20 protein-coding genes are annotated in these 23,146 nt (G+C 73.6%); 15 read left to right on the top strand and 5 right to left on the bottom strand.

Going from position 1 to position 23,146, the window contains the following annotated elements; translation table 11 throughout:
* Nucleotides 1-32 precede the first annotated feature (32 nt).
* The 4 genes from ACFFXY_RS02935 (at nt 33) to ACFFXY_RS02920 (ending at nt 3,156) form a co-directional block, all read left to right on the top strand.
* The gene (locus ACFFXY_RS02935; protein WP_382345706.1) at nt 33-869 is read left to right on the top strand and encodes a mechanosensitive ion channel family protein; all 837 of its coding nucleotides are present in this window, start codon (nt 33-35) and stop codon (nt 867-869) included.
* A 190-nt stretch (nt 870-1,059) separates the two neighbouring features.
* The gene (locus tag ACFFXY_RS02930; protein ID WP_382345704.1) at nt 1,060-1,656 is read left to right on the top strand and encodes a TetR/AcrR family transcriptional regulator; all 597 of its coding nucleotides are present in this window, start codon (nt 1,060-1,062) and stop codon (nt 1,654-1,656) included.
* Nucleotides 1,657-1,717: 61 nt separating this feature from the next.
* On the top strand, nt 1,718-2,623 hold the full coding sequence (locus tag ACFFXY_RS02925) for a hydroxymethylglutaryl-CoA lyase (RefSeq protein WP_382345702.1): 906 nt from the start codon (nt 1,718-1,720) through the stop codon (nt 2,621-2,623).
* A gap of 101 nt (nt 2,624-2,724) precedes the next feature.
* A complete protein-coding gene (locus ACFFXY_RS02920; protein WP_382345700.1) occupies nt 2,725-3,156 on the top strand; it encodes a hypothetical protein in 432 nt (143 codons plus the stop codon).
* Between the two features lie 214 nt (nt 3,157-3,370).
* Here ACFFXY_RS02920 and ACFFXY_RS02915 read toward each other — a convergent pair whose 3' ends face one another.
* Nucleotides 3,371-3,967, bottom strand: a complete 597-nt coding sequence (locus ACFFXY_RS02915) for a hypothetical protein (protein WP_382345698.1) — start codon at nt 3,965-3,967, stop codon at nt 3,371-3,373.
* 179 nt (nt 3,968-4,146) lie between these two features.
* Between ACFFXY_RS02915 and ACFFXY_RS02910 the strand changes: the two genes are divergently transcribed.
* Nucleotides 4,147-6,948 (top strand): helix-turn-helix transcriptional regulator, encoded by a 2,802-nt coding sequence (locus tag ACFFXY_RS02910; protein WP_382345696.1) that lies wholly within the window; start codon nt 4,147-4,149, stop codon nt 6,946-6,948.
* On the opposite strand, the gene ACFFXY_RS02905 is transcribed toward ACFFXY_RS02910, so the two are convergent.
* Nucleotides 6,945-8,312 (bottom strand): MFS transporter, encoded by a 1,368-nt coding sequence (locus tag ACFFXY_RS02905; protein WP_382345694.1) that lies wholly within the window; start codon nt 8,310-8,312, stop codon nt 6,945-6,947. The two genes, ACFFXY_RS02910 and ACFFXY_RS02905, sit on opposite strands and share 4 nt — an antisense overlap.
* 227 nt (nt 8,313-8,539) lie before the next feature.
* On the opposite strand from ACFFXY_RS02905, the gene ACFFXY_RS02900 reads away from it, so the two are divergent.
* Both ACFFXY_RS02900 and ACFFXY_RS02895 read left to right on the top strand, forming a co-directional pair.
* Entirely contained in the window at nt 8,540-9,142 is a 603-nt protein-coding gene (locus ACFFXY_RS02900; RefSeq protein WP_382345692.1) for an NADPH-dependent FMN reductase, read from the top strand.
* 83 nt (nt 9,143-9,225) lie between these two features.
* A complete protein-coding gene (locus ACFFXY_RS02895; RefSeq protein WP_382345690.1) occupies nt 9,226-11,964 on the top strand; it encodes an ATP-binding protein in 2,739 nt (912 codons plus the stop codon).
* A 6-nt stretch (nt 11,965-11,970) separates the two neighbouring features.
* Here ACFFXY_RS02895 and ACFFXY_RS02890 read toward each other — a convergent pair whose 3' ends face one another.
* A complete protein-coding gene (locus ACFFXY_RS02890; protein WP_382345688.1) occupies nt 11,971-12,738 on the bottom strand; it encodes an alpha/beta fold hydrolase in 768 nt (255 codons plus the stop codon).
* Between the two features lie 60 nt (nt 12,739-12,798).
* On the opposite strand from ACFFXY_RS02890, the gene ACFFXY_RS02885 reads away from it, so the two are divergent.
* Nucleotides 12,799-13,167, top strand: coding sequence for a MerR family transcriptional regulator (locus ACFFXY_RS02885; protein WP_382347344.1), 369 nt, complete (start codon nt 12,799-12,801; stop codon nt 13,165-13,167).
* 82 nt (nt 13,168-13,249) lie between these two features.
* Here ACFFXY_RS02885 and radA read toward each other — a convergent pair whose 3' ends face one another.
* Complete coding sequence (gene radA, locus ACFFXY_RS02880; RefSeq protein WP_382345686.1) at nt 13,250-14,650, bottom strand: DNA repair protein RadA; 1,401 nt, start codon at nt 14,648-14,650, stop codon at nt 13,250-13,252.
* A gap of 312 nt (nt 14,651-14,962) precedes the next feature.
* Here radA and ACFFXY_RS02875 point away from each other — a divergent pair, with 312 nt between their 5' ends.
* From ACFFXY_RS02875 to ACFFXY_RS02860, 4 genes are all read left to right on the top strand, one after another.
* Nucleotides 14,963-15,829, top strand: a complete 867-nt coding sequence (locus ACFFXY_RS02875) for an HAD family hydrolase (RefSeq protein WP_382345684.1) — start codon at nt 14,963-14,965, stop codon at nt 15,827-15,829.
* Between the two features lie 34 nt (nt 15,830-15,863).
* A complete protein-coding gene (locus ACFFXY_RS02870) occupies nt 15,864-16,883 on the top strand; it encodes a LacI family DNA-binding transcriptional regulator (RefSeq protein ID WP_382345682.1) in 1,020 nt (339 codons plus the stop codon).
* 525 nt (nt 16,884-17,408) lie between these two features.
* Complete coding sequence (locus ACFFXY_RS02865) at nt 17,409-17,768, top strand: ArsR/SmtB family transcription factor (RefSeq protein WP_091033022.1); 360 nt, start codon at nt 17,409-17,411, stop codon at nt 17,766-17,768.
* Between the two features lie 155 nt (nt 17,769-17,923).
* Nucleotides 17,924-18,766, top strand: coding sequence for a hypothetical protein (locus ACFFXY_RS02860; protein ID WP_382345680.1), 843 nt, complete (start codon nt 17,924-17,926; stop codon nt 18,764-18,766).
* An 18-nt stretch (nt 18,767-18,784) separates the two neighbouring features.
* Here the strand turns inward: ACFFXY_RS02860 and ACFFXY_RS02855 are convergent, their stop codons facing one another.
* A complete protein-coding gene (locus ACFFXY_RS02855) occupies nt 18,785-19,969 on the bottom strand; it encodes a flagellar basal body-associated FliL family protein (protein WP_382345678.1) in 1,185 nt (394 codons plus the stop codon).
* A 223-nt stretch (nt 19,970-20,192) separates the two neighbouring features.
* On the opposite strand from ACFFXY_RS02855, the gene ACFFXY_RS02850 reads away from it, so the two are divergent.
* The 3 genes from ACFFXY_RS02850 to ACFFXY_RS02840 all read left to right on the top strand — a co-directional run bounded on the left by ACFFXY_RS02850 (nt 20,193) and on the right by ACFFXY_RS02840 (nt 23,111).
* A complete protein-coding gene (locus ACFFXY_RS02850; RefSeq protein ID WP_382347341.1) occupies nt 20,193-20,939 on the top strand; it encodes a DedA family protein in 747 nt (248 codons plus the stop codon).
* Nucleotides 20,940-21,378: 439 nt separating this feature from the next.
* Nucleotides 21,379-21,804, top strand: a complete 426-nt coding sequence (locus ACFFXY_RS02845) for a hypothetical protein (RefSeq protein ID WP_382345676.1) — start codon at nt 21,379-21,381, stop codon at nt 21,802-21,804.
* 311 nt (nt 21,805-22,115) lie between these two features.
* Complete coding sequence (locus ACFFXY_RS02840; RefSeq protein ID WP_382345674.1) at nt 22,116-23,111, top strand: chaplin family protein; 996 nt, start codon at nt 22,116-22,118, stop codon at nt 23,109-23,111.
* Nucleotides 23,112-23,146: the final 35 nt, after the last annotated feature.

The raw sequence follows: 23,146 nt of genomic DNA, 5'->3' as shown, positions 1-23,146 counted from the left end.
AATACGGGTGCTATCCGGCCTACGGTCGGGGTATGAACTTCACGCAGAGCTTCCAGAACATGATGGACAGCGTCATCGCGTTTCTGCCGCGGGCGCTGGCATTCATCGCAATCCTCGTCGTCGGCTGGTTCATCTCGAAGTGGATCGGGCGCCTGGTCGGGAAACTCCTCAACCGGGTCGGCCTCGACCGGGTCGGCGAGCGCTCGGGGCTGCGCCGCTTCACCGGCAAGTTCGAGCTGAGCGACCTGCTCGGGCGGGTCGTGTACTTCATGCTGCTGCTGTTCACGCTGCAGCTGGCGTTCGGGGCGTTCGGGACCAACCCGGTGTCGACGCTCCTCAACCAACTCGTGGGCTGGCTGCCGCTCCTGTTCGTCGCGCTCGTCATCGTCGTGGTCGCCTTCGCGATCGCCAACGCGGTGTTCAAGCTCGTCGACGGGACCCTGGAGAACACGAGCTACGGGCGGACCGTGGCGCGGATCTGCCAGGTCGCGATCATCTTCTTCGGCGCCGTGGCCGCGTTCGGCCAGGTCGGCATCGCCACGACGGTGACCACGCCGATCATGTGGACCGTCCTGTCGATCATCGCGGGCGTGACCATCGTCGGCGTCGGCGGCGGCCTCGTCGCGCCGATGCGCGAGCGCTGGGAACGGATGCTCTCCAGCGCCGAGACCGAGGCCGGGCGCATGAAGGACGACATGCAGGAGCGCGGCACGCACGACGCGACCGCCTCGATGTCCACCACGTACTCCTCGGACCGGTACGGCGCCGAGGCGAACACGCAGGTCCAGGAGCCGACGCCGCCGACCGGCGCGCCCGCGATGGGCGACCCGGGCGCGGCGGGCCAGGGGATGGACCCGAACACCCGCTGACGTCCGCGGCGGGAGTCCATGTGTCCGGTCTCCCGCACCGCGACATGAGCGCAGCTCGACACGCTGCTCCACGATCGGCCGCATCCCGTGCACGGGGGGTGCGGCCGGTCCGCGTTCCGGGGGCCGCGTCCCGCCGAAAGTGGGCTTTTGCTCCCTGCTCGCAGGAGTACGCCCGAGTAACCTCATCTGGGTGGAAAAGCAAACAGCAGGCGGACGGGGCGGGTCCAAGCGCCGCCGCGAGATCCTCGACGTCGCGGTCAAGCTGCTGGCGAAGCACGGCTACCACGGCGTGTCGATGGACGACATCGGCGCGGCCGCGTCCATCACCGGCCCGGCCCTCTACCACCACTTCAAGGGCGGCAAGGAGCAGATGCTCGCCGACGCCCTCATCCCCGTCTCCGAGCGCCTCCTTGCGGGCGGGCGCCACTGGGCGTCCGTGCACTCCGAGGACCCGCAGGCCGCGCTCGAAGCGCTCGTGGACTTCCACCTCGAAGTCGTCATCGACTCGCCCGAGATCGTCATCCTCCACCTCCACGAGCTCGACCGGCTCCCCGAGGAGCCGCGCCGCGAGGTCCGCAAGCTCCAGCGCGTGTACGTCGAGGAGTGGGTGGGCGTCCTGTGCCGCCTGCGCGAGGGCCTCAAGCCCGAGCAGGCGCGCGTCCTCGCGCACGGCGCGTTCGGCCTCATGAACTCCACGCCGTACCTCTCGCTGGGCCAGGAGGTCTCCGCCGACGAGACCGCCGCGCTCCTGCGGGCCGCGGCCCTGCGCGCGCTCGACCCCGGCTGACGTCCCGCCCCGCGGGATAGCATGGGCGGGTAAAAGGTCCAACGACGGACGGAGGCGGCACATGCACCAGCCCGATCGGGTCACGCTCAGGGAGGTCGCCCCGCGCGACGGGCTCCAGAACGAGCCGCCGGTGCCCGCCGCCGGCAAGATCCGCCTCATCGACGCGCTCGCCCGCACCGGCCTCTCCCGCATCGAGGCCGTCTCGTTCGTGAGCCCGAAGGCCGTCCCGCAGATGGCCGACGCCGCCGAGGTGTGGGCCGCGGTCGAGAAGCACCCCGGCATCCGCTACTCCGCGCTCGCCCCGAACCGGCGCGGCGTCGAGCGGGCCCTGGACGCCGGGTTCACGGCCGTCGAGGTCGTCGTCTCCGCGTCCGAGACCCACAACCGGGCCAACATCGGCCGCTCCGTGGCCGAGTCGCTCGCGGAACTGCCGGACATCTGCGCGGTCGCCAAGGAGCACCTCGCGGCCGTCGAGGTCATCATCGCGACGAGCTTCGGCTGCCCCTTCGAGGGCGACGTCGACCCGGGCCAGGTGGCCCGGATCGCCGAGGCCGCCGAGGCCGCGGGCGCCGGGCGCGTCGCGTTCGGCGACACCACCGGCATGGGCACGCCGCGGCGCGTCACCGACCTCCTCGACGCCGTCTCCACCGGCCTGCCGATGCTCATGCACTTCCACGACACCCGCGGCACCGCGCTCGCGAACCTGCTCACGGCCCTCGACCGGGGCGTCACCGAGTTCGACGCGAGCGTCGGCGGCATCGGCGGCTGCCCCTTCGCGCCCGGCGCCTCCGGGAACGTCGCCACCGAGGAGGTCGTGCACATGCTCCACGACATGGGCGTGGACACCGGCGTGGACCTGGACGCGCTCATCAGCACGGCCGAGCTCGCCCAGGAGATCGTCGGCCGCCCCCTCGAATCCGGCGTCCTCCGCGCCGGCCCGCGCACCAGGCTCTCCCCGAAACCGTAGCGAGAACCTCACGGCCGCAAGGCAACCTGCGGCGTCCGGGCAGCGTCTTCTGTAGGCAACCGCTGTCCTGCGGGTGCGCACCTGCAACACAAGGAGAACCGATGCGCCAACGCGTCATCGCCGCCCTGAGCATGCTCTCGGCGGTCCTCGGCTTCCTGGTCCTGGCGGCCTCGCCCGCCGCGGCCGCCGAGGTGAACTACGCCGTCGACGCCGACTGGCCCGGCGACGGGGACTACAAAGACTGCATGTCCGCCTACGGCTACACCTACGCCCAGGTCCAGGGCTGCTTCGAACCGGACGGCGACACGTTCTGGGTCGACGACCGGGCCGCCGACGGCTACGGCGTCGGCATCAAGTGGCGCGACACCGAGGCCGGACGGTCCGGCTACTGCTACCACAACCTGGGCTCCGCGAAGGCGTGGGCGATCTGCGCCAAGAACTTCCAGGAGGACAACCAGGTCAGCTGGACGCTGATCTGGGACTCCGCCAGCGGCTGGAAGGAGGCCGCGATCTGGATCACCACGCCGGCCTAACCCGCTGACCTGCCGCCGGAGGTGCGCCCGGCGGCAGAGCGAAGGCCCCGGGGTCTCGAACCTCCCCGGGGCCTTCTTCTCGGACACCGCCACAGGACGGCCGGTGTCCGCGTGCCGGGTAAAACCTCCGAATACCCGGACGTCCTCATCGTGACACCGGAACCTCAGAGCCAACACGCAACTCGGGCGAACCTCACGTCACATTTCGCTAACACTAGGTGTCGTTCGGCACATGCTCCGCGAACTTCCAGGCAGCGAGCACCGCCGCGACCACGAGCAGGCCGAACACCCCGCGCCATCCGTACAGCGGCAGCGCGAGCAGGGCCAGGACCCCCGCCGCGACCCCCGCGAGCAGGGCCGCCGCCGACAGGGCCACCGAGGCCGAGCCGTCGCCGACCTCGACCGCCGCGAGCACCCGCCCCGAGACCGCCACGACCGTGCCCGCCGCGACGCCGAGCAGGCCGCACGCGGCCACCGCGAACGCGAAGCCCGGCGCCAGCGCCGCCGCCAGTGCCAACAGGGCGAGGGCGCCGGCGCCGGCGCCGCCGACCGCGCGGGCCCGGCCGAGCGGGCCGGTCCGCCCGGTCGTGCACGCGGCGAGCGTGAAGCCGATCGCGAACGCCCCCAGCGGCCACAGCCGCGTCCCCGCCGCGGCATGGAACTGCGCGGCGGCGTCGGCGGCGAGGAAGGCGGTCACCGCGCCCGAGGCGAACGCGACGGCCTGGGCGTACGCCGCCCACAGCGCGGTCGCCCAGCGGCGGGGCGCCGAGCGGCGCCGGGCCGGTGCGGGGGTCTCCACGGTTGCGGTCATGGCTCGACCGTAGGCGCGCCGAAGCGCCTGCGCCCCAGTCGAACGACCGGGCCCGGCGACCGGTCCGCGGACCCGGTCCCCGCAGGGGCCGCCCACCCCAGTCGAATGACAGATGCGACCGGGGTCCGGGCGCGGATACGCTGGAAGCGTCCCCGGTCGTCCTGAGGATGGAGTCCCCTTTGCCGCCTGCATACGGCCCCGCACCGCAGCCCCTGCGCGAGAGCCAGGCGGCGTACGGGGAATCGCCCGCGCCCGCGCAGCGCGCCGTCCTCTACGGGCGCGACCGGGAGCTCGACTCGATCCAGGCGCTCCTGGACGGCGCCCGGGTGGGCCACGGCGGCGCGCTCGTCGTCCGCGGCGAGCCCGGCATCGGCAAGTCCGCGATCGTCGACGCCGTCATCCCCCGCGCCGAGGGCTTCACGGTCCTGCGCACCCTGGGCGTGGAGGCCGAGCACACGTGGTCGTACGCGGGGCTCCAGATGCTGCTCCACCCGCTGCTGCACCGCCTCGACCGGCTGCCCGCCGCGCAGGCCGACGCGCTGCGCACGGCCCTGGGCATGGCCGACGGCACGGGCAGGGCCCACTCGCTCCAGGTGGGGCTGGCGCTGCTGAACCTGCTCGTGGACGCGTCCGCGAAGCAGCCGGTGTACGTGGTCATCGACGACGCGCACTGGCTCGACCGCGACTCCACGAACGCGCTGCTGTTCGCGGCGCGGCGCCTGTCGACCGAGTCGATCGGGATGGTCCTGGTCGTGCGGGACGGGTTCGCGCCCGACTTCCCCGCGCCCGGCATCCCCGAGCTCACCCTCGGGCCGCTGGACCTGCCCGCGTCGCAGGCGATCCTCGACATGCGCGCCGACGAGATCCCGTTCACCAGCCGCGACTGGATCCTGCGGATGTCGGAGGGGAACCCGCTGGCGCTCCTGGAGCTGCCGGCCGCCGACAACGAGGAGTCGCTGCTGCGCGCCGACACCTCGAACAGCCGCTACTCCACGACCTCCCGCATCAAGCAGGCGTTCACCGAGCGCATCATCGCGCTCCCCGACCGCACGCGCACGATCATGCTCCTGGCCGCCGCCGAGGAGACCGGCGAGACCGCGGTGATAGCGGAGGCCGCGGCCCGCATGGGCTCCAGCCTCGCCGACCTCGAACCGGCCGAAGTGGACGACCTGCTGCGGTACCATCGGGGCCGCATCGAGTTCGTGCACCCCCTGATCCGCTCCACCGCCTACCACTCGGCGCCGCGCGCCCGCCGCATCGAGGCCCACCGGGCCCTCTCGGAGGCGTTCGGCGACGGCGACATCCGCGCCGCCCGCCACCTGGCCGCCGCGACCACCGGCCTGGACGAGAAGGCCGCCGCCGCCCTCGAAGCGATCGCGTCCTACGAGGCCGAGCGCGGCGGCTGCGTCGCCGAGATGGCCGCGCTCGAACGGGCCGCGAGCTTCACGCCCGACCCGCACCGCCGCGCCCGCCGCCTCGTCGAGGCCGCGCAGTGCGCGTACGCCGCGGGCATGACCGGCAAGGCCGTCGAGCTCGCCGAGGACGCCGAGCGGCTCACCGACGACCACGTGCTCCTCGCCCGCACCGCGCTCATCCGCGCCACGATCCTCTCCTGGGCAGGCCACTCCAAGGGCTTCGACGTGTGGATGGAGTCGGCCGAGCACTACGCGGCCACCGGCCACGAGAACACCGGCTACCCGCTGCTGCGCGGCGTCTGGAACGCCTGGGAGACCGGGGACTTCGCGAAGGTGAAGTACGCGTCCGGGCTCGCCTCGAAGTACGGCGGCTCGAACAACGCGTGGGTGCGGCGCCTCGCGCGCGCCGCCGCCGGGCTCAACCGCCAGCCCGGCGACACCGCCGGGGAGGCCGTGGACGCGCTGCGGTCCCTCTACGACTACTACCAGCCGCTGCACGAGGACTTCCAGGCGTTCGACCAGGTCCTGGCGGCGCGCTGGCGGTTCCTCGCGGGCGACGTGCCCGCCGCGCACCAGGCGGCGGCCGAGCAGGTGCGGTGGTGCCGCGAGCGCGGGGCGATGAGCCCGCTCGTGCAGGCCCTCCTGGTGCAGGCGCAGACCCAGTTCCACTACGGGCGGTACGCGGACGCGCAGGCGTCGGCGACGAGCGCGATCGAGCTGGCGCACGAGCAGAACGACCGCCGGGCGCTCATGCAGGGCCGCATCTGGGTGCTGCTGCCGATCGCGGCGATCCGCGGGGAGGAGCGGCGCTGCCGCGAGCTGGTGGCCGCCGCGATCGAGGACGCCCCCGAGGACTCCGTGATCCCCGCCGACACCGCGCTGGGCCTGCTCGAACTGGGGCTGGGCCGGTACGAGGCGGCGTTCGACCGGCTGCTGCGCATCGCCGAGGGGCTCACCCCCATGGAGGTGCTCACGCAGGTCCCGACGCTCGTGGAGGCCGCGTTCCGGGCCGGGCGGCTCGCGGAGGTCAAGGAGGCGTTCGACTGGTTCGCCGACTGGGCCGACGCGACGGGCCGCTCCTACTGGGAGGCGCTCGTGGAGCGGTGCCGGGCGCTCATGGCGACCGAGGCGGAGGCGGGGACGCACTTCGCGCGGGCCGTGGAGCTGCACCGCGCCGACGACATCGACCCGTTCGAGCGGGCCCGCACCGAGCTCGTCTACGGCGAGTGGCTGCGCCGGGTCCGGCGGATCAACGAGGCCCGCGCGCACCTGCGCGAGGCCACGGAGGTCTTCGAGCGGCTCGGCGCCGCCCCCTGGACCCAGCGGGCCCAGGGGGAGCTGCGGGCCGCGGGCGACTCGACCGCCGTCGAGTCCAAACCGGACCTCGCCGAGCTGCTGACGCCGCAGGAGCTCCAGGTGGTGCGCCTGGCCGCCGACGGGCTGACGAACCGCCAGATCGGCGAGCAGCTGTTCGTCAGCCCCAGGACGGTGGGCTACCACCTGTACAACGCGTACCCGAAGCTCGGCGTCTCCTCCCGCACGGAGCTCGCCAAGCTCGACCTCTAAGCGGCCCTTGGGGTCCGCCACGGCTTCGTGGTGGCCTGGAGGAGCGCCCCGGCGACGAGCATCGCCGCGACGACCCACGCCGAGAGCTGGTAGCCGTCGACCGCGGTCGCGCCGAGGCCCCACGCGAGGGCCGCCAGGACCGGGCCGAGCGAGGACCCGATGGTGCGGGTCGTCGCCATGAACGCGCCCGCCGTGCCCGACTGCTCGGGCGGGGCCGAGTTCAGCAGGTACGTGTTCATCGGGCTGTTGAACACGCCGTACGCCAGGCCCAGCAGGCCGATCCGCGCGCCCAGGCCCAGGAGTGTCGAGTCCTCGCCGACGGCGATGAGCGGGCCGACCGCGGCCACCACGAGGACCGCGCCGGCCAGCGACACCCGGCCGGGCCCGTACCGGTCGGCGAGCCAGCCCGCGACGGGCGTCATGGCCGCGACGCCGCCGATGAACGCGAGCATCACCGTCGACACCAGCTCCGGGCGCGCGCCCTGCACGTCGGTGAGCAGGTACGGGAGGCTGAAGTTGAGCAGGCCCGTCACCCCCGACAGGAGCGTGAGGCTCAGCAGCGCCCCGCCCAGCTGCGGCGACCGCAGCAGCCCCACCGTGGGGGCCGACGACGGCTGGCGCACCCACGCGGTCGCCAGGAGCACGCTGAGCGCGAACGCGCCCGCCGCGATCCACGGCGCGGTGTCCACGTACTCGAACGCCAGCAGGAACGACGCGATCGCGCCGCCCGAGGTGGCCGTGTCGACCAGGAGCGCCCGGTCGGGGCGCGGCAGCCCGGTCCCGTTGGAGGGCACCGCGACCGCCACGGCCGCCACCGCGGCCGCGCCCATCGCGGCGAACACCCAGAACAGGCCCTGCCAGTCGAACGCGGCGACGACGAACCCGCCCGCGCCGACCATGCCCATGCCGCCCACCGTCATCATCAGCGCGATCGCCGACATGGCCCGGCCGCGGTGCTCGGGCGAGGACGAGGTGACGACGATCCGCCCCGTCATCCCGAACAGCAGCCCGCCGAGGAGCCCGCCGACCGCCCGCGCGGCCAGGAGCAGCCCGAACGAGGGCGCCAGCGCCGCCGCGACCGACGCGACGGTCAAGGCCGCCATGGAGAACACGGCGACGGCGCGCAGGTCCGCGCGGTCGGCGAGGCGGCCCGCGGCGATCGCGACCGCCCCGACGGGGAGGGCGTAGGCGAGGAGCACCCAGGCGGTGGCGGCCTCGGACACGCCGAACTCGGTGCGGATGAGCGGGAGGGCGACGGCGATGCTCGACATCGCGCCCGCGACGACGAGCTGGGAGAAGCCGACGGCGAGGATCGCCCCCCACCGGGTGGCGGCCTCCGGGGCCGCTTGCGTTGCAGTGGTCATGGCCGCCACCGTATTGACCGGCCGACCGGCCGGGCATCCGTCATGCGACCGGAAACGGTGCGGTCACCGCCGCACCGGGGCCGACCGTACCCGGCCGGCGGGCATGCCCCCGCCGGTGCGGCCCTGCTCCGCGTGCGGTTCCAGTCGGCGGCCAGTCGCTCGACGGATGTGGCCCCCGTCGGTCCGTCCGTAGCTTCGTCCGGGAAGCACACGAGACCGGAGGAACCGTGAACGACAAGCTGAACCTGGGCGTCATCATCGGATCGACCCGCGAGAGCCGCTGGGCCCCCGCCCCCGCGAACTGGATCGCGGGCGTCGCCGCCGAGCACGGCGGATTCGACGTGGACCTCATCGACCTGCTCGACGCCGACCTGCCGCAGCACCTCGCCGAGCACGACATGTGGTCCACCCCCAGCGACCCGTCCGCGGCCGTGGCCGCGCTCGCCGAGCGCCTCGACCGCGCCGACGCGTTCGTGGTCGTCTCGGGCGAGTACAACATGTCGATCCCCGCGGCCCTCAAGCACGCCGTGGACTACTACATGAACGAGTGGGCGGCCAAGCCCGTCGCCATGGTCACCTACGGCGGCAAGGTCACCGGCGGGCAGAACGCCGCCCAGCACCTGCGCCAGATCTTCCCGGAGCTGCGGACCATGACCATCCGCAACACCATCGCGTTCCCGCGGTTCTACCAGCACTTCGACGAGCGCGGCGAGTTCACCAAGTTCGACGAGTCCGAGCCCGCGGCGAAGAGCCTCCTCGACGAGCTGCACTGGTGGGCGCGGGCGCTTGCGAACGCGCGCGCCGCGACCCCCCTGCCGAGCCCGTTCTAGGGCCCGTCCCGGACCGGACCGGACATGACCGCCCAGTGGCCGCGCCAGGGGCGAACCGGGCGGGCGGCGGTACCGTTGGAACCGTGCTGTACGGACGCGACACGGAGACCGCCGCCCTCGCCGACCGCCTCGACCGGGCCCGCGCGGGCACCGGCTCGGCGCTGGTCGTGCGCGGCGAGGCCGGGATCGGCAAGTCGAGCCTCGCGGCCGCGGCCGCCGAGGCCGCCGCGGACTTCACCGTGCTGCGCTGCACCGGCGTCGAGTCGGAGCACTCGTGGTCCTTCGCGGGCCTCCAGGCGCTCCTGCTGCCGCTGGCCGGGCACCTCGAATCGATCCCCGAGCACCACGCGTGCGTGCTCTCGCGGACCCTCGGCCTCGAAGCGGTCCCCGAGAAGGCCGCGCCGCCCGGGGACCTGCGGTTCACCGTCGGCCTCGCCGCGCTGAGCCTCCTCGCCGCCGCGGCGGCCGACCGCCCGGTGCTGTGCGTGGTGGACGACGCGCACTGGCTCGACCCGGACTCCGCGGCCGTCCTGCTGTTCATCGCCAGGCGCCTCGCGGCCGAACCGGTCGCGATGGTCCTCGCCGTGCGCGAGGGGTACGCGCCCGACTTCCCCACGCCGGGCCTCGACGAGATGCGCCTGGGGCCCTTGGACGACGCGTCCGCCGGGGCCCTGGCCTCGGCGCGGCTGTCGGGCCTGCCCGCGGACGCGCGCGCCCGCGTCCTGCGCACCGCCGAGGGGAACCCGCTGGCGCTGCTGGAGCTGCCCGCGGTCGAACCGGACACGCGGTCGGCCGTCGACTGGACCGGCGCGCGGTCCACCACGACCCGGCTCACGCAGGTGTTCGGCGACCGCATCGACCGGCTCCCGGAGGCCACGCGGACGCTCCTGCTGCTCATCGCCGCCGACGAGACCGCCGACCCCGCGCTCGTGCTCGACGCCGCCGCGAAGCTCGGCGCGCAGCTCACCGACCTCGCGCCCGCCGAGGCCGACGACCTGGTCCGGTTCCAGAGCGGGCGGTTCGCGTTCGGGCACCCGCTCATCCGCTCCGCCGCGTACCAGGGCGCGCCCGTGTACCGGCGGCTCGAAGCCCACCAGGTCATGGCCGACGTCATGGACCCGGCCGACCACCGGCGGCCCTTCCACCTCGCGGCCGCCGCGACCGGGCCCGACGAGGCCATCGCCGCCGCCCTCGAAGCGTCCGCCGAGTGCGCCTCCACGTGCGGCGGGCACGGCGTCGAGTACGCCACGTTCGAGCGCGCCGCCGCGTTCACCCCCGAAGGGCCCGAACGGGGCCGCAGGCTCCTGCGCGCCGCCGAGGCCGCCGCCGCGGCGGGCAACGGCCCCAAGGCCCGCGAGCTGACGTTCAGGATCGGGCGGGCCACCGGGGACCGGGCCGTCCACGCCCGCGCGACCCTCATCGCCGCGATGGTCGCCGCCTGGGACAACGACGTGAGCGAGTCCTACCGCCTCTACATGGAGGCCGCCGACCACTACACGGCCGCGCAGCCCGAGGCCGCCGGGTACCCGCTGTTCCGCGCCGTCGAACTCGCCTGGCAGGCAGGGGACTTCTCGCGCGCGGAGGTCGCCGCCGAGCACGCCGAGCGCCTCGCGATCGACCACTCCCCGTGGGTCCGCGACCTCGCCGCGGCCACCGCCGGGTTCAACCGGTCCTGCACGATCACCGTCACCGAGGCCGTCGCGGCCCTGCGGCGGCTCATCGCGATCCACGTCGGGTTCGGCGAGGCCGTCAGCCCCGAGAACCGCGCCATGATCGCCTGGTGGCAGACCCTCGTCGGCGACATCGCCGCCGCCGAGCGGACCGCGGCGGGCGCCGTGCGCGCCGCCCGCGAGTCCGGCGCGGCCGGGGCCCTCCCGCGGCTGCTGACCCTGAACGCGCTCACCGAGTTCCACCGCGGCCGCTGGAACGACGCCGAGGCGCTCGCCGCCAACGCCGTGGACCTCTCGGTCGAACTGGGCCAGCGCATCGGGCCCGTGAAGGCCCGCGCGTACGTCCTCGCGCCGGTCGCGGCGCTGCGCGGCGACGCCGACCTGACGCGGGAGCTCGTCGACGCGGCCGTGCGCGACTCGCCCGGGAACAACCTCGTCCCCATCGACGTCGCCACCGCGCTCCTCGACTTCTCCATGGGCCGCAACGAGGAGGCCCTCGACCGGCTCGCCGCGCACCTCGACTCCGCGGCTCCCGGCGACGCCCTCGGGTACGTGCCGGTGGCCGTCGAGGCCGCCGTCCGCGCGGGCGAGCCCGGGCGGACGGCGAAGGCGTTCGACTGGTTCGCCGAGTGGGCCGCGGCCGACGGACAGGACCACTTCGCGGCGCTCGTGGAGCGCTGCCTCGGCCTCCTCGCCGCGGACGCGGAGGCGGGGGCCCACTACGAGCGGGCGGCGGGCCTGCACCGGGCCGCCGAGCTGGCCGGGAACGCGTTCCCGTTCGAGGCCGCCCGCACCGACCTCCTCTACGGCGAGTGGCTGCGGCGCGCGCGGCGCGTCAACGAGGCCAAGTCGCGGCTCCGTTCGGCAGCGGCGGTGTTCGAGCGCCTCGGGGCCGAGCCGTGGACCGAGCGGGTCCGCCGCGAACTGCGCGCCGCGGGCGACGCGGGCCCCGTCGAGGCGGCCCCCGACCTCGCCCGGAGGCTCACTCCCCAAGAGCTGCAAGTGGTCCGCCTCGCGGCCGCGGGCCTGAGCAACCGCGAGATCGGCGAGCACCTGTACCTGAGCCCCCGCACCGCCGGGTACCACCTGTACAAGGCGTACCCGAAGCTCGGCGTGGCGTCCCGGACGGAACTCGCCAAGCTCGGCCTCTGACGGCCTCTAGAGGCCGTGGCGCTCAAGGAAGTCGAGCACGAGCCGGTGCCACTCCTGCGTCTTCTCGGCCATGAGCACGTGGCCGGATTCGAGTTCGGCGTACTCGGCCCCGGGGAGGTGTGCGGCGAGGAACCGGTGGTTGGCGGGGTCCACCAGCAGGTCCCCGGTCGCGGCGACGACGAGCGTGGGGACGGCGACCGCGGCGAGGTCGGCGGTGGTGTCGACGCGCCGGATCAGGTCGAGCTGGGCGGCGGCCCCGCCCGGCTCGCGGCCCGCGATCCCGGCGAGGGCCGCGGCGACCTCCTGCGGCGGGAGGCCGTTGGTGAACGCGGGGCTGAAGGCCGCGTGGAGCGCGAACCGCGCGAAGGACTCCCGGTCGCCGCGCTCCAGGAACGCGTCCCAGATGTCGAGGGCCAGCCGGGTCCGGTTGTCGGCCTTGGCGATTCCGGCGGCGAGGACCAGTCCCGCCACGCGGTCGGGGTGGCGGACGGCGGCCCGGACGGCGACGGCGGTGCCGAGGGAGAAGCCGATGAGCGCGAACCGCTCGGTGGCGGCGTCGGCGACGAGCGCGTCGGCGAGGGCGTCGAGTTCGAGGTGCGTGTCGTCGGCCGGGTAGTCGGAGGCGGTGACGGTGTGGGCCTCGGCGAGGAGCGGGATGAGCGGCCCGAAGTTCGCGTCGATGCTGCCGGTTGCGCCGTGGGCGAGGACGATGCCGGGGCCGGTGCCGGAGACCCGGGTGTCGAGGACGATGGGATTCGCGGAAATGTTCGTCATGTCCGGGACGTTATGGCTTCACACCAGTGTGAAGGTCCAATGAAAGTGATGGAGGCCACGATGCTGATCGGCGACCTGTCGCGGCGCACCGGGGTGAGCGCCCGGCTGCTGCGCTACTACGAGGAGCAGGAGCTCCTTGTGCCGCAACGCGACGCGAACGGCTACCGGTCCTACGCCGACGACGCCCCCGCCGCGGTCGAGCAGATCCGGGCCTTCCTCGACGCCGGACTGACGACCCGCGCCATCCGCGAGCTCATGCCCTGCCTGTGCGAGAAGGGGATGCGCCACTGCGACCACTCCCGCGAGATCCTCGACAGCGGCCTCTCCCGCCTTGATGAGCAGATCGCGGCCCTCACCGAGAAGCGCGGCCTCCTCGCCGAGCAGGTCGAGGACGTGGCGAGCCGGCCCCTCCGGCCCGGCCCGTCGTAGGGCAGCCCGCGCACCGCCCGATTCCCCGGGGGTGGGCCCCCGGTTCGCAATGGTGCCAGGGGGGTCCGACAGTCCGCGGCGGTCAGCCGCGGCGGGCCCAGGTGCGGGCGGCGGCCTGCTTGGCGTCGTTGATGGTCTCGACCTCGACGACCTCGATGCGGTGGCGCTCGGAGACCGAGCCCTTCGGGACGATCGCGGTCTTGAAGCCCAGTCGCGCGGCCTCGGAGACGCGGCGGTCGGCGTTCACCGTGCGGCGCACCTGGCCCGTGAGGCTCACCTCGCCGATCGCGACCAGGTCGGCGCTCACCGCGATCTCCTGCTCGGCGCTCACCAGCGCCAGCGCGAGCGCGAGGTCCGAGGCGGGCTCGCGGACGCGGATGCCGCCGATCGTGGTCGCGTAGACCTCCCGGTCGAGCAGGCGCATGCCGCCGCGGCGGGTGAGCACCGCGAGGATCATGTTCAGCCGCGCCTGGTCGAGCCCGGAGACGGTGTGGCGCGGGATCGCGCCGTCCTTGACCGACTTCCCCACGAGCGCCTGCACTTCCACCGGCACGGCGCGGCGGCCCTCCATGGTGACGGTGACGCAGGTGCCGGGCGTGGGCTCGGCGGGCGCGTCGTCGAGGAACAGGCCCGAGGGGTCGGCGAGGGAGACGATGCCGTCCTCGGTCATCTCGAAGCAGCCGACCTCGTCGGAGGGGCCGAACCGGTTCTTGACGCCGCGCAGCAGCCGCAGCATCGAGTGCCGGTCGCCCTCGAAGTGGACGACGGTGTCGACCAGGTGCTCCAGGGCGCGCGGCCCGGCGATGCCGCCGTCCTTGGTGACGTGGCCGACGAGGATCACGGCCATGTTGCGGGCCTTGGCCTCCTGGGTGATCGCGGTGGCGACGGCCTTGACCTGGGTGACGCCGCCGGGGACGCCGTCGGTGTCGGGGGCGATGACGGTCTGCACGGAGTCGAGGACGAGGAGGCCGGGCTTGACGTCCTCGATGTGCCCGAGGACCGCGCCGAGGTCGGTCTCGGCGGCCAGGTACAGCTCCTCGGAGAGGCACCCGGTGCGGTCGGCGCGGCGGCGGACCTGGGAGGCGGACTCCTCGCCGGTGGCGACGAGCGCGCGCCCGTACCCGGCCTCCCCGAAGCGGTGGGCGACTTCGAGGAGCAGTGTGGACTTGCCGACGCCGGGCTCGCCGGAGATGAGGGTGACGCCGCCGGGGACGATGCCGCCGCCCATGACGCGGTCGAACTCGCCGATCCCGGTGGGCAGGCTCGCGGCCTGCTCGGCGGAGACGGTGCCGATCTTCAGCGCGGGCATCGCGGGCCGCCGCACGGCCGACGCCGCACCGGCGGGCCCGGCGGCCTGCCGCGGCGGAGCGGCGGTCTCCTCCATGGAGCCCCACTCGCCGCACTCGGGGCACTGCCCCACCCATTTGGGGACCCGTGCCCCGCACGCCCCGCAGGCGTACGCGATTCGCTGGCTCTTCGGCATGGCGCCCAGCTTACGGCCCGCTCCCGACAACCCGCCGTTCGAAGCGCCGCCCCGGCCCGCTGTCGGACCCCCCTGGCACGATTGCAGACCGGGGGCCCAACCCCAGGGCCCCGGCGGGCCGGTGCCGTGCCCGGAAACGCCGAGGGCCGCGGCCGGGCCCGGTGCGATGTCGGACCCTTCGGGCACCATTGCGAACCGGGGGCCCAACCCCGGCGGCCGGGCGGCTCTCGCCGTGCCCGGCGGGCCGACACGTCCCGGGAGCGGTGCGACAAGTGGCCGAAAGGGGTTTGCCGCGCTGTTTACACTTGCGGCATGAACGCAGCGGCGCACCGCGACGGCTCACCGGCACTCGCGCTCGAACCGGCCCCGGCGCCGGCCCGGTCGCAGGGCGGCGCGGTCTTCTTCGACCTCGACAAGACGATCATCGCCAAGGCGAGCAGCCTCGCCTTCTCCCGCCCGCTCTACCAGGGCGGGCTCCTCGCGCGCCGCGACGTCCTCAAGGTCGCCTACTCCCACCTCCTCTTCCGCCTCGGCGGCTCCGCCGACGAGGCGCAGATGGCGCGCACCCGCGACTCGGTCGCCGAGCTCTCCCGCGGCTGGCCCGCGCACGAGGTCAAGGCGATCGTGGAGGAGACGCTCGACGAGCTCATCGCGCCCGCCGTGTACGCCGAGGCCGCCGCGCTCATCGAGGCGCACCGCTCCGCCGGGCGCGCCGTGGTCCTGGTCAGCGCCTCCGGGGAGGAGATGGTCGCGCCGATCGGGCGGATGCTCGGGGCCACCGACGTGATCGCCTCGCGCATGGTCGTCGGCCCCGACGGCCGGTACACCGGCGAGATCGACTTCTACGCCGCGGGCCCGGCGAAGGCCGAGGCCATGCGGCTGTTCGCGGCCGAGCGCGGGATCGACCTGGGCGCGTCGTTCGCCTACTCCGACTCCATCACCGACGAGCCGATGCTCCGCGCCGTGGGCTTCCCGCGCGCGGTCAACCCCGACCGCGGGCTGCGGCGCCTCGCGCAGGAGGAGGGGTGGCCGCAGCTGACGTTCCGGCGCCCCGTGGCCCTGCGCCCGCAGCTGTCGGGGCCCAGTCCGCTCAAGGTCGCGGCGGCGGGCGTCGGTGTTGCCGCAGTTGCGTACGTGGTCTGGCGAGTGTGGAGGGACCGGCGCCTCCGGACCGCTTGAGCAGCGCTTTCCGCAGATGAGTAGCCTCAGCGAGATGGAACGCAAACAACCGGCCCGTCTGGCCGACGTCGCCCGAGCCGCCGGCGTCTCGGTGGCCACCGCCTCCCGCGTGCTCAACGGCTCACCGCACCGGGTGAGCGACCAGCTCAGCGAGCGGGTCCGCGAGGCGGCGCGACGGTTGCGGTACGCCCCCAACGTCGGCGCGCAGGTGCTCGCGCGCGCGACCTCGCAGACCGTGGCCCTGCTGCTCCACGACGTCACCGACCCGTACTTCGGGCAGATCGCGGGCGGCGTCCTCGCCGAGGCGGCCCGCCGGAACGTGCGCGTCCTCATCGCCGACACCGGCATCGACCCCGACTCCGAGGTGCAGCACCTCGACTCGCTGCGCGGCTACCGGCCGCGCGCGGTGATCGTCGCGGGCTCGCGGACCACCGACAAGGCCGCGGAGCAGCGCCTCTCCGAACACCTGTCGGACCTGCTGGAACTGGGCGCGACCGTGGTCTCGGTGGGCCAGCCGGGCCTGCCGGGCCGGGTCGTGCGGCCCGCGAACCGCGAGGGCGCGGCCGGTCTGGCGCGGCACCTGTCGGAGCTGGGGCACCGCCGGTTCGCGGTGGTCGCCGGGCCCGAGCAGCTCCAGGTGGTGCGCGAGCGGCGCGAGGGGTTCCTGTCGGCGCTGCCCGAGGACGCCGAGGTCGTGCACGTCCCGGCCGAGTTCACCCGGGACGGCGGGTACCAGGCGGGGCGGCGGCTCCTCGACGGCGAGCGGCTCCCGACCGCGGTGTTCGTGACCTCCGACGTGCAGGCGACGGGCCTGTGCACGGCCCTGCGCGAGGGCGGCGTGGCGATCCCCGAGCAGGTGTCGGTGGCCGGGTTCGACGACATCCCGATCGTGCGCGACCTCACGCCGTCGCTGACGACGGTGGCGCTGCCGCTCCACGACATGGGCGTGCAGGCCCTGGAGGCCGCGCTCGTGGAGGAGGAGGACTACCCCGAGGAGCTGTCGGTGGACGCCGAGCTCATCGAGCGCGACTCGACGGCCCCGCCGCGGGCCTGAATCGCGGCGAGCAGGGCGGGGCCGATCGGCCCCGCCCTTCGTGTTGTCCCCAAATGTGGGCTTTCTCAAGTCGATGTAACCGAGTGGAAACGCAGGCGGGCCGCATTTCTTGCCGGTGCGCGCTAACATCAAGAATCAGAGCTGTTCTATATGTTGGGATGTCGATCGATCGACCGGGGTGAATCCGCTCTCACCGTGAAATCGGCAACCGCTTGAACATAGGGAGATTTAGATATAACTCCTGGTAGTGCGGCCTCAACTCAATAGCCGTCCCTGCGGCCTGCGAAATGATCAAGTGTCGGCGGTGGCCCCGTCGGCAGTGCAGGCGTAATCTCGGCGTTGGATCCGGACCGGGCCTGGTGCAGCCCGATTCGCGGTCCAGCGGAACCGAAAGCCTTTGCGAGCCGGAAGCGTCGTCGTTACCGCCCGGCCACACCGCGGGGGCATATTCAGGGTTGGAACTGGATTAATGGCAGTGCGGCCGAATCCGGTTCCGACTGGAACCAATCCGGAAGGAACACGATCATGGTGCGAGTCACCGTCGAGGCCGAGACGCCAGTCTCGCCGGTCAGCGGCGAAACGCTCTCCAAGTCCGACGCGGAGCGCATCGCGGGTGTCCTCAAAGCACTCGCCGATCCGAACCGCCTCCAGCTCATCAGCCTCATCCAAGCGGCTCCCGAGCAGGAGGCGTGCGTCGCCGAGCTGACCGAACCGCTCGGGCTCTCCCAGCCCACCGTCTCCCACCACCTGCGCATCCTCGCCGAGGCGGGGGTCGTCCAGCGCGACAAGCGCGGGGTGTGGGCCTACTTCCGCCTCGTCCCCGAGACGATGCGGATCGTCGCCGACCTGCTGACGCCGCCGAAGCGGCGCCCGCGCCGCCGGTGACCCCCAGCGGACGCCGGGGCCGACCGGGACCGGGGCGAACCGCCCGGAACCGGCTCGGCCCGGGGCGTCCGTGACGTGCCGTAACGCTCGGTCCCCTTGGGATAACTGAAAAACGCGACCTCGACGGCGTTTGCCCCAGGTCATACACTCGTCACATGACCGGTGTGCACCGCAAGCGAGGGCGCCTCTCGAAAGAGGGACGCCGCCTCCTCGGAGGCGCGGCGCTGCTGGCCGTCTTCGCGCCGGTGACCGCCTACACGCTCAACGCCGCCATCGCCCACGTCCAGTCCTGCGGGACGGAGGTGGAGCTCCAGGTCGCGGCCGCGCCCGAGATCGCCGCGGTCCTCGACGACTTCATCGCCGCCGGCGGCGGCGCCCCCTCCCGCGGCTCCGACGTGTGCGCCGACATCACCGTCACACCCGTCGCCGGGAACGCCGTCGCGGACACCGGCGCCGACGTGTGGATCCCCGAGACCGGCCTGTGGCGCAACCTCCCGGAGGCGGGCCTCGCGGAGCAGTGGGAGGTCCTCCAGGAGTCCACGGCCTCCAGCGCCGTCGGCCTCGCCCTCCCCGAAGGCGCCGCCACCGACCAGGTCCTCCCCGACGAGACCGAAGTGGCCCTGCAGGACCCGCGCCGGCACGCCGCGAGCCTCATGTGGATCATCATCTTCGGCGTGGACGAGTACACCGCCGAAGGCGGCGACGGCGCGGCCGTCATGTCCGCCCCCGAGGTGGCCGCCCACAACGCCGCCGAGGCCGACCAGCTCCAGGCCCCCACGGGCGCCACGCAGGTCGCCCAGTTCGAGTACCCCATGTACATCGCCGCCGGGACCGGCGAGGACGAGCGCGAGGCCGCGCAGAACCTCCTGCGGTCCTACAGCAGCCAGCAGTACTCCGACCTCCTCGCGCAGCACGGGCTCACGCTCGGCATCCCGCAGCCCTCGCCGACCTCCACGGACATCATCACCGCGGCTCTCGCGGCCTGGGACGAGCGGTAGCGCCGAGCGGCAGGGGCGCTAGGCGGCCTTCGCCGTCGCCTGGTTCAGCACGTCGTTGAACACCTGCCAGCACTCGTCGGAGCGGAAGTCCGCCACGTCCACGCTCGACCACGCGTGGAACACCCCGTCCCCGGTGTCGGTGAACACGCTCAGCGCGCCCCGCCACCGGCCCGACACCTGGGTGCGCTCCGAGACCCCGATGTCGCCGTTCTGGAACTCCTGCAGCGGCTGGTACGGCAGCGCCTCCCGCATCGCGTCGCGCGCCGCCGTCGGGCAGCTCCCCGCGCACGCCTCCCAGCCCACCGTGATCTTCGAGTCCCCGGCGTCCGCCGTGCACACCGCGCTCTGCCCGGACTCGCTGCACGAGAAGCCCTCCGGGACGCGGAACGCGAACGGCCAGCCCGCGTACGCCACCGTCCGGGTCCCCTGGCCCTCCTCGAACAGCGTGCCGCCGACGCGCTCCTGCGGCGCCTCCGGGTCCCACTGCGGCACCTCGTTCTCCGGCGCCCCGTCCTCGGCGGCCTCCGACGGGGCCCCGGTCGCCTCGCCCGCCGCCGTGGTGGTGTCCGAGGGCTCGGCCGAGGAGTCCGACGGGTCGTCCCCGCCCGACAGGAGGACCCACACGCCGACGACGAGCGCGAGGATCACCACGACCGACCCGATCCCCACCAGGATCGGCACGAGCTGCGAGCGCTTCTTCGGCGGCGCGATGATGACCACCGGCGGCGACATCGGCGGCGGCGAGCCCGCGAAGCCCGCGGCCCCGCGGGGGCTCCCCGACGCGGGCCCGGCGGGCGCGGCCGGGGCGGCCGAGCGCCGCGCCGCCGCCAGCTGGTGCCCGGCCCGCTGCGCGGCGGCCGCGGGCCCCACCGGGAGCGGCCCCGTGGCGGGCCCGAGCGCGAGCAGGCGGTCCATGATCCGGTCGGCGCCGCGCAGCCGCGGGTCCTTCAGGACCACCACGTACGGCTGCTCGGCTTCGAGGTCGGCCACGAGGATCGGCGCGTCCTCGGGCCCGGCGGTCGCGTACGCCCAGGCCACGGTGTCGGAGAGGAGGCCGCGGCGGGCCGGGTCCTTGGAGGAGGTGGAGCCGAGGGTGAGGATCTGGACGGGGCGGCCGCCCTCGTCGCTGCCCTCGCACAGCTCGTAGGCCCCTTCGACGCGCGCGGTCGCGACATCGTTGTACGGCCCGACCGTGCGACTCATCGAAGCCCCCTCAACCTGCGATAGCCGAGCGCTGTCCGGGCGCGGAGCCGTAAGAAGCGCGGAATTACCACTAAGTATGGCCCGGCCCCGCACGCCGTGCGACACCTGGCCGAACGCCGCTCGCGAAACGCCCCGCGCGGGTCGGCCGCGCGGCCCCGGGGCCTCGGTCCGATGACCGAGGCGGGCTCGAACGCGAGCCCGTTACGCTGGCGGCGTGACCAACATGCTCAGCGAAACACTGGCACTGGCCGCCTCCACGGGAGACGTCACCCACGCCGACGAGTACGACGGCATCATCGGATGGGTGCTCGACCTGATCACCAGATTCGGTGAGGTGGGCGTGGGCCTCGCGCTCGCGATCGAGTCCGTCTTCCCCCCGATCCCCTCCGAGCTGATCCTCCCGGTGGCGGGCTTCCTCGCCTACCAGGACAAGATGAACTTCTGGCTCGCCATGTTCTTCGCCGCGCTCGGCTCCATGGCCGGCGCGTACATCCTCTACTACGTCGGCTACTTCTTCGGGCGCGAGCGCACGCGCTGGCTGTTCGAGAAGCTGCCGCTCCTGGAGCTCAAGGACTTCGAGCGCTCGGAGAAGGTCTTCGCCAGGTGGGGCGGTGTCGCCGTGCTGGCCGGGCGCTGCCTCCCCCTGGTGCGCAGCGCGATCTCGGTCCCGGCGGGCATCGAGAAGATGCCGTTCTGGAAGTTCACGGGCTACACGCTCATCGGCTCGGTGGTGTGGAACGGGATCTGGATCGGCCTGGGCTTCGCGTTCGGCCCCGCGATCGAGCCGATCCTCGCCGAGTACTCGGGCCTGCTGAGCAAGATCGTGGTCGGCATCATCGGGGTCCTGTTCCTGTGGTTCGTGGTGTCGCGCAGCATCAAGCTGATCCGCAACAGGCGGGGCGGCGGCGGCGAGGACCAGAACAACGGCGGCGGCCACTCGGACACGATGATCCTGCGCCGGGTGCAGTAGCAAGGATCACGTCTTTTCCTTTGCGGCCCTTCGCCTTCGGGCGGAGGGCCGTTCCGCGTCCCCGTGAAAGACCCGAGTCGGGCATATGCGTCATCCTCATATTTCGGGTGCGCAACATCGCATCTTTTTTGAATTTCTTCGCGTCTGGGCGTAACCGCGCCCCCGCCTCTCCAGTTATGCAGGGTGGCCGCACGCGATGCGGCCGGGCCGGAGTGTCACCGGCCCTTGGACAGCGAGCGCGGTCCCCGATCCGCCGGAGATCCAGCCGGTGCGGTCGCGGCTGGGGGTCGCAGGTGCGGGCGCCGCTACCGGCGCCGCCGCCATCAGCCGCTGGTGAACCGACAATTCAGCGATCTTGCACCGCTCCGCGGTCCGTCCGTGCTGCTTCCCCAGCCGCCGGACCAGGGCGGTACGAAGAAAGGCAAACAAGCAGATGAAGATGCGCACTGTGCGTACGGCGGGCCTCGTCGGGGGCCTCGCCACGGGGGCTCTGCTGCTCGCGGGGACGGCCGCTCAGGCCGCCGACACCGGCGTCGAGGAGTCCGCTGGCGACCTCGTCGCGGCGACTCCGGAGGCCCTCGGGGGGCTCCCGGTCTCTCCCGACCAGGTCACCGGGATGGCCTCGGGCGTGACCCAGCAGGTTCCCGGCCTCTCCGCGGTCTCCGCGGTCCCCGGCCTCAACATGCTGGTGCCCTCGGGCCCCGACGCCGAGGCGAAGACCGACCAGCCCGCCGAGAACCCGGCCAAGGGCGGCCAGGACCAGAAGAAGGACGAGGAGCCCCAGGGCGGTCCGCTCGACGCACTGCCGGTCGACGACCTGCTCGGCGGCCTCGGCGGCGGCCTCCCGGTCCCGCTGCCCTTCTAGGGCGCCGCACCACGACGGCCAGGCGCCCGCCGCGCCCGGCCCGACCCGGACGACGGGCCCGTCCGGCCCGCGGAAGTCCGCGACATGAGCGAACGCGCTGAGGCGGTGCACCGCCGAGGCCGCGCGAGCCTGCCCGCGGACCGCCGCACCGGACGGCCCGCCGACCGCACAACTCTCCCGGTTTCGATAGCACCCTGTCCGACAGGTGGGACCCAGCCCGCCTCCGGACGCGCACAAGCCATCGGAGCCACGGAGCTTCACGGGGGACGTGATGAGACAGCAACAACCATTTCCCTGAAAGGTGAGACTTCGTGACTAACTCATGGGCTCGCAAGACCGCGCAGACCGGACTCGTCGCCGTCGGGGCGGTCCTCGTCGCCGGCGCCGGCACCGCGCACGCCACCGGGCCTGACACGACCACGCAAGGCAACGTCGGGGCCGTCTCCGGCAACCAGGTCGTGGCCCCGATCCAGGTGCCCGTCAACATCTGCGGCGTCGCCGCGGCCGTCCTCGGCACCGCCGACGCCGGCTGCGAGGGCGGCGCGGACGCCGAGTTCGGCGGCGCGGGCCACCTGACCACCCAGAACAACACCGGTCTGGCGAACGGCAACCAGGCGTTCGCCCCCGTCCAGGTCCCGGTCGACGTCAGCGGCATCGCCGCCGCGGTCGGCGGGCACTCGGGCGCCGGGTCCGACGGCGGCTCCAGCGCCGTCGTCGCCGAGTCGGGGCACGCGACCGAGTCGGGCAACACCACCACCCAGCGCAACTGGGGCGCCCTCTCGGGCAACCAGCTCCTCGCGCCGATCCAGGCCCCGATCAACGCCTGCGGCAACGCGGTCGCCATCGGCGGCGTGTCCGACGCGGGCTGCGAGGGCGGCGCGGACGCCGACTTCGGCGGCGCGGGCCACCTGACCACCCAGGACAACGTGGGCCTCGGCAACGGGAACCAGGTGTTCGCTCCGATCCAGGCGCCGATCAACGTGTGCGGCAACGCCATCGCGATCCTCGGTGTGGCCACCGCCTCGTGCGACGGCGGCTCCGAGGCCGAGATCCCCGGCGGGCACGACGGCCACGACAGCCACAAGGGCCTGGACCAGGGCGACATGGAGGCCGCGGACGTGGACCTCAACGAAGAGGCCCTCCCCGTCCCCGGTCTCGACACGGTCGGCGGCGTCGTCAGCGGCGCCCCGGTCGTGGGCGGCCTCACCGGCGGCCTGGTCGGCAACACCACCTCCGAAGGTGTTGCGGACACGGCCTCCGACGCGGTCTCCGGCGTGACCGAGCTGGCCGGCGCGGGCGTCCTCTAGGACCCCGCACCGCAGGGGACGCACCGGCCAGGAGC

It is taken from the genome of Glycomyces mayteni (assembly GCF_042428885.1).
Lineage (GTDB): Bacteria > Actinomycetota > Actinomycetes > Mycobacteriales > Micromonosporaceae > Glycomyces > Glycomyces mayteni.
Note: the sequence above shows the minus strand (reverse complement) of the source record. Positions and strands in the feature narration are given on the sequence as shown.

Bases quoted from the DNA above. Each gene is read 5' to 3' on its own strand.
- ACFFXY_RS02865 (WP_091033022.1), top strand. From the start codon at position 17,409: ATGGTGCGAGTCACCGTCGAGGCCGAGACGCCAGTCTCGCCGGTCAGC.
- ACFFXY_RS02905 (WP_382345694.1), bottom strand. From the start codon at position 8,312: ATGACCACTGCAACGCAAGCGGCCCCGGAGGCCGCCACCCGGTGGGGG.
- ACFFXY_RS02890 (WP_382345688.1), bottom strand. From the start codon at position 12,738: ATGACGAACATTTCCGCGAATCCCATCGTCCTCGACACCCGGGTCTCC.
- ACFFXY_RS02870 (WP_382345682.1), top strand. From the start codon at position 15,864: ATGGAACGCAAACAACCGGCCCGTCTGGCCGACGTCGCCCGAGCCGCC.
- ACFFXY_RS02850 (WP_382347341.1), top strand. From the start codon at position 20,193: ATGCTCAGCGAAACACTGGCACTGGCCGCCTCCACGGGAGACGTCACC.
- ACFFXY_RS02920 (WP_382345700.1), top strand. From the start codon at position 2,725: ATGCGCCAACGCGTCATCGCCGCCCTGAGCATGCTCTCGGCGGTCCTC.
- ACFFXY_RS02925 (WP_382345702.1), top strand. From the start codon at position 1,718: ATGCACCAGCCCGATCGGGTCACGCTCAGGGAGGTCGCCCCGCGCGAC.
- radA (WP_382345686.1), bottom strand. From the start codon at position 14,650: ATGCCGAAGAGCCAGCGAATCGCGTACGCCTGCGGGGCGTGCGGGGCA.
- ACFFXY_RS02885 (WP_382347344.1), top strand. From the start codon at position 12,799: ATGCTGATCGGCGACCTGTCGCGGCGCACCGGGGTGAGCGCCCGGCTG.
- ACFFXY_RS02915 (WP_382345698.1), bottom strand. From the start codon at position 3,967: ATGACCGCAACCGTGGAGACCCCCGCACCGGCCCGGCGCCGCTCGGCG.
- ACFFXY_RS02860 (WP_382345680.1), top strand. From the start codon at position 17,924: ATGACCGGTGTGCACCGCAAGCGAGGGCGCCTCTCGAAAGAGGGACGC.
- ACFFXY_RS02845 (WP_382345676.1), top strand. From the start codon at position 21,379: ATGCGCACTGTGCGTACGGCGGGCCTCGTCGGGGGCCTCGCCACGGGG.
- ACFFXY_RS02935 (WP_382345706.1), top strand. From the start codon at position 33: ATGAACTTCACGCAGAGCTTCCAGAACATGATGGACAGCGTCATCGCG.
- ACFFXY_RS02875 (WP_382345684.1), top strand. From the start codon at position 14,963: ATGAACGCAGCGGCGCACCGCGACGGCTCACCGGCACTCGCGCTCGAA.
- ACFFXY_RS02855 (WP_382345678.1), bottom strand. From the start codon at position 19,969: ATGAGTCGCACGGTCGGGCCGTACAACGATGTCGCGACCGCGCGCGTC.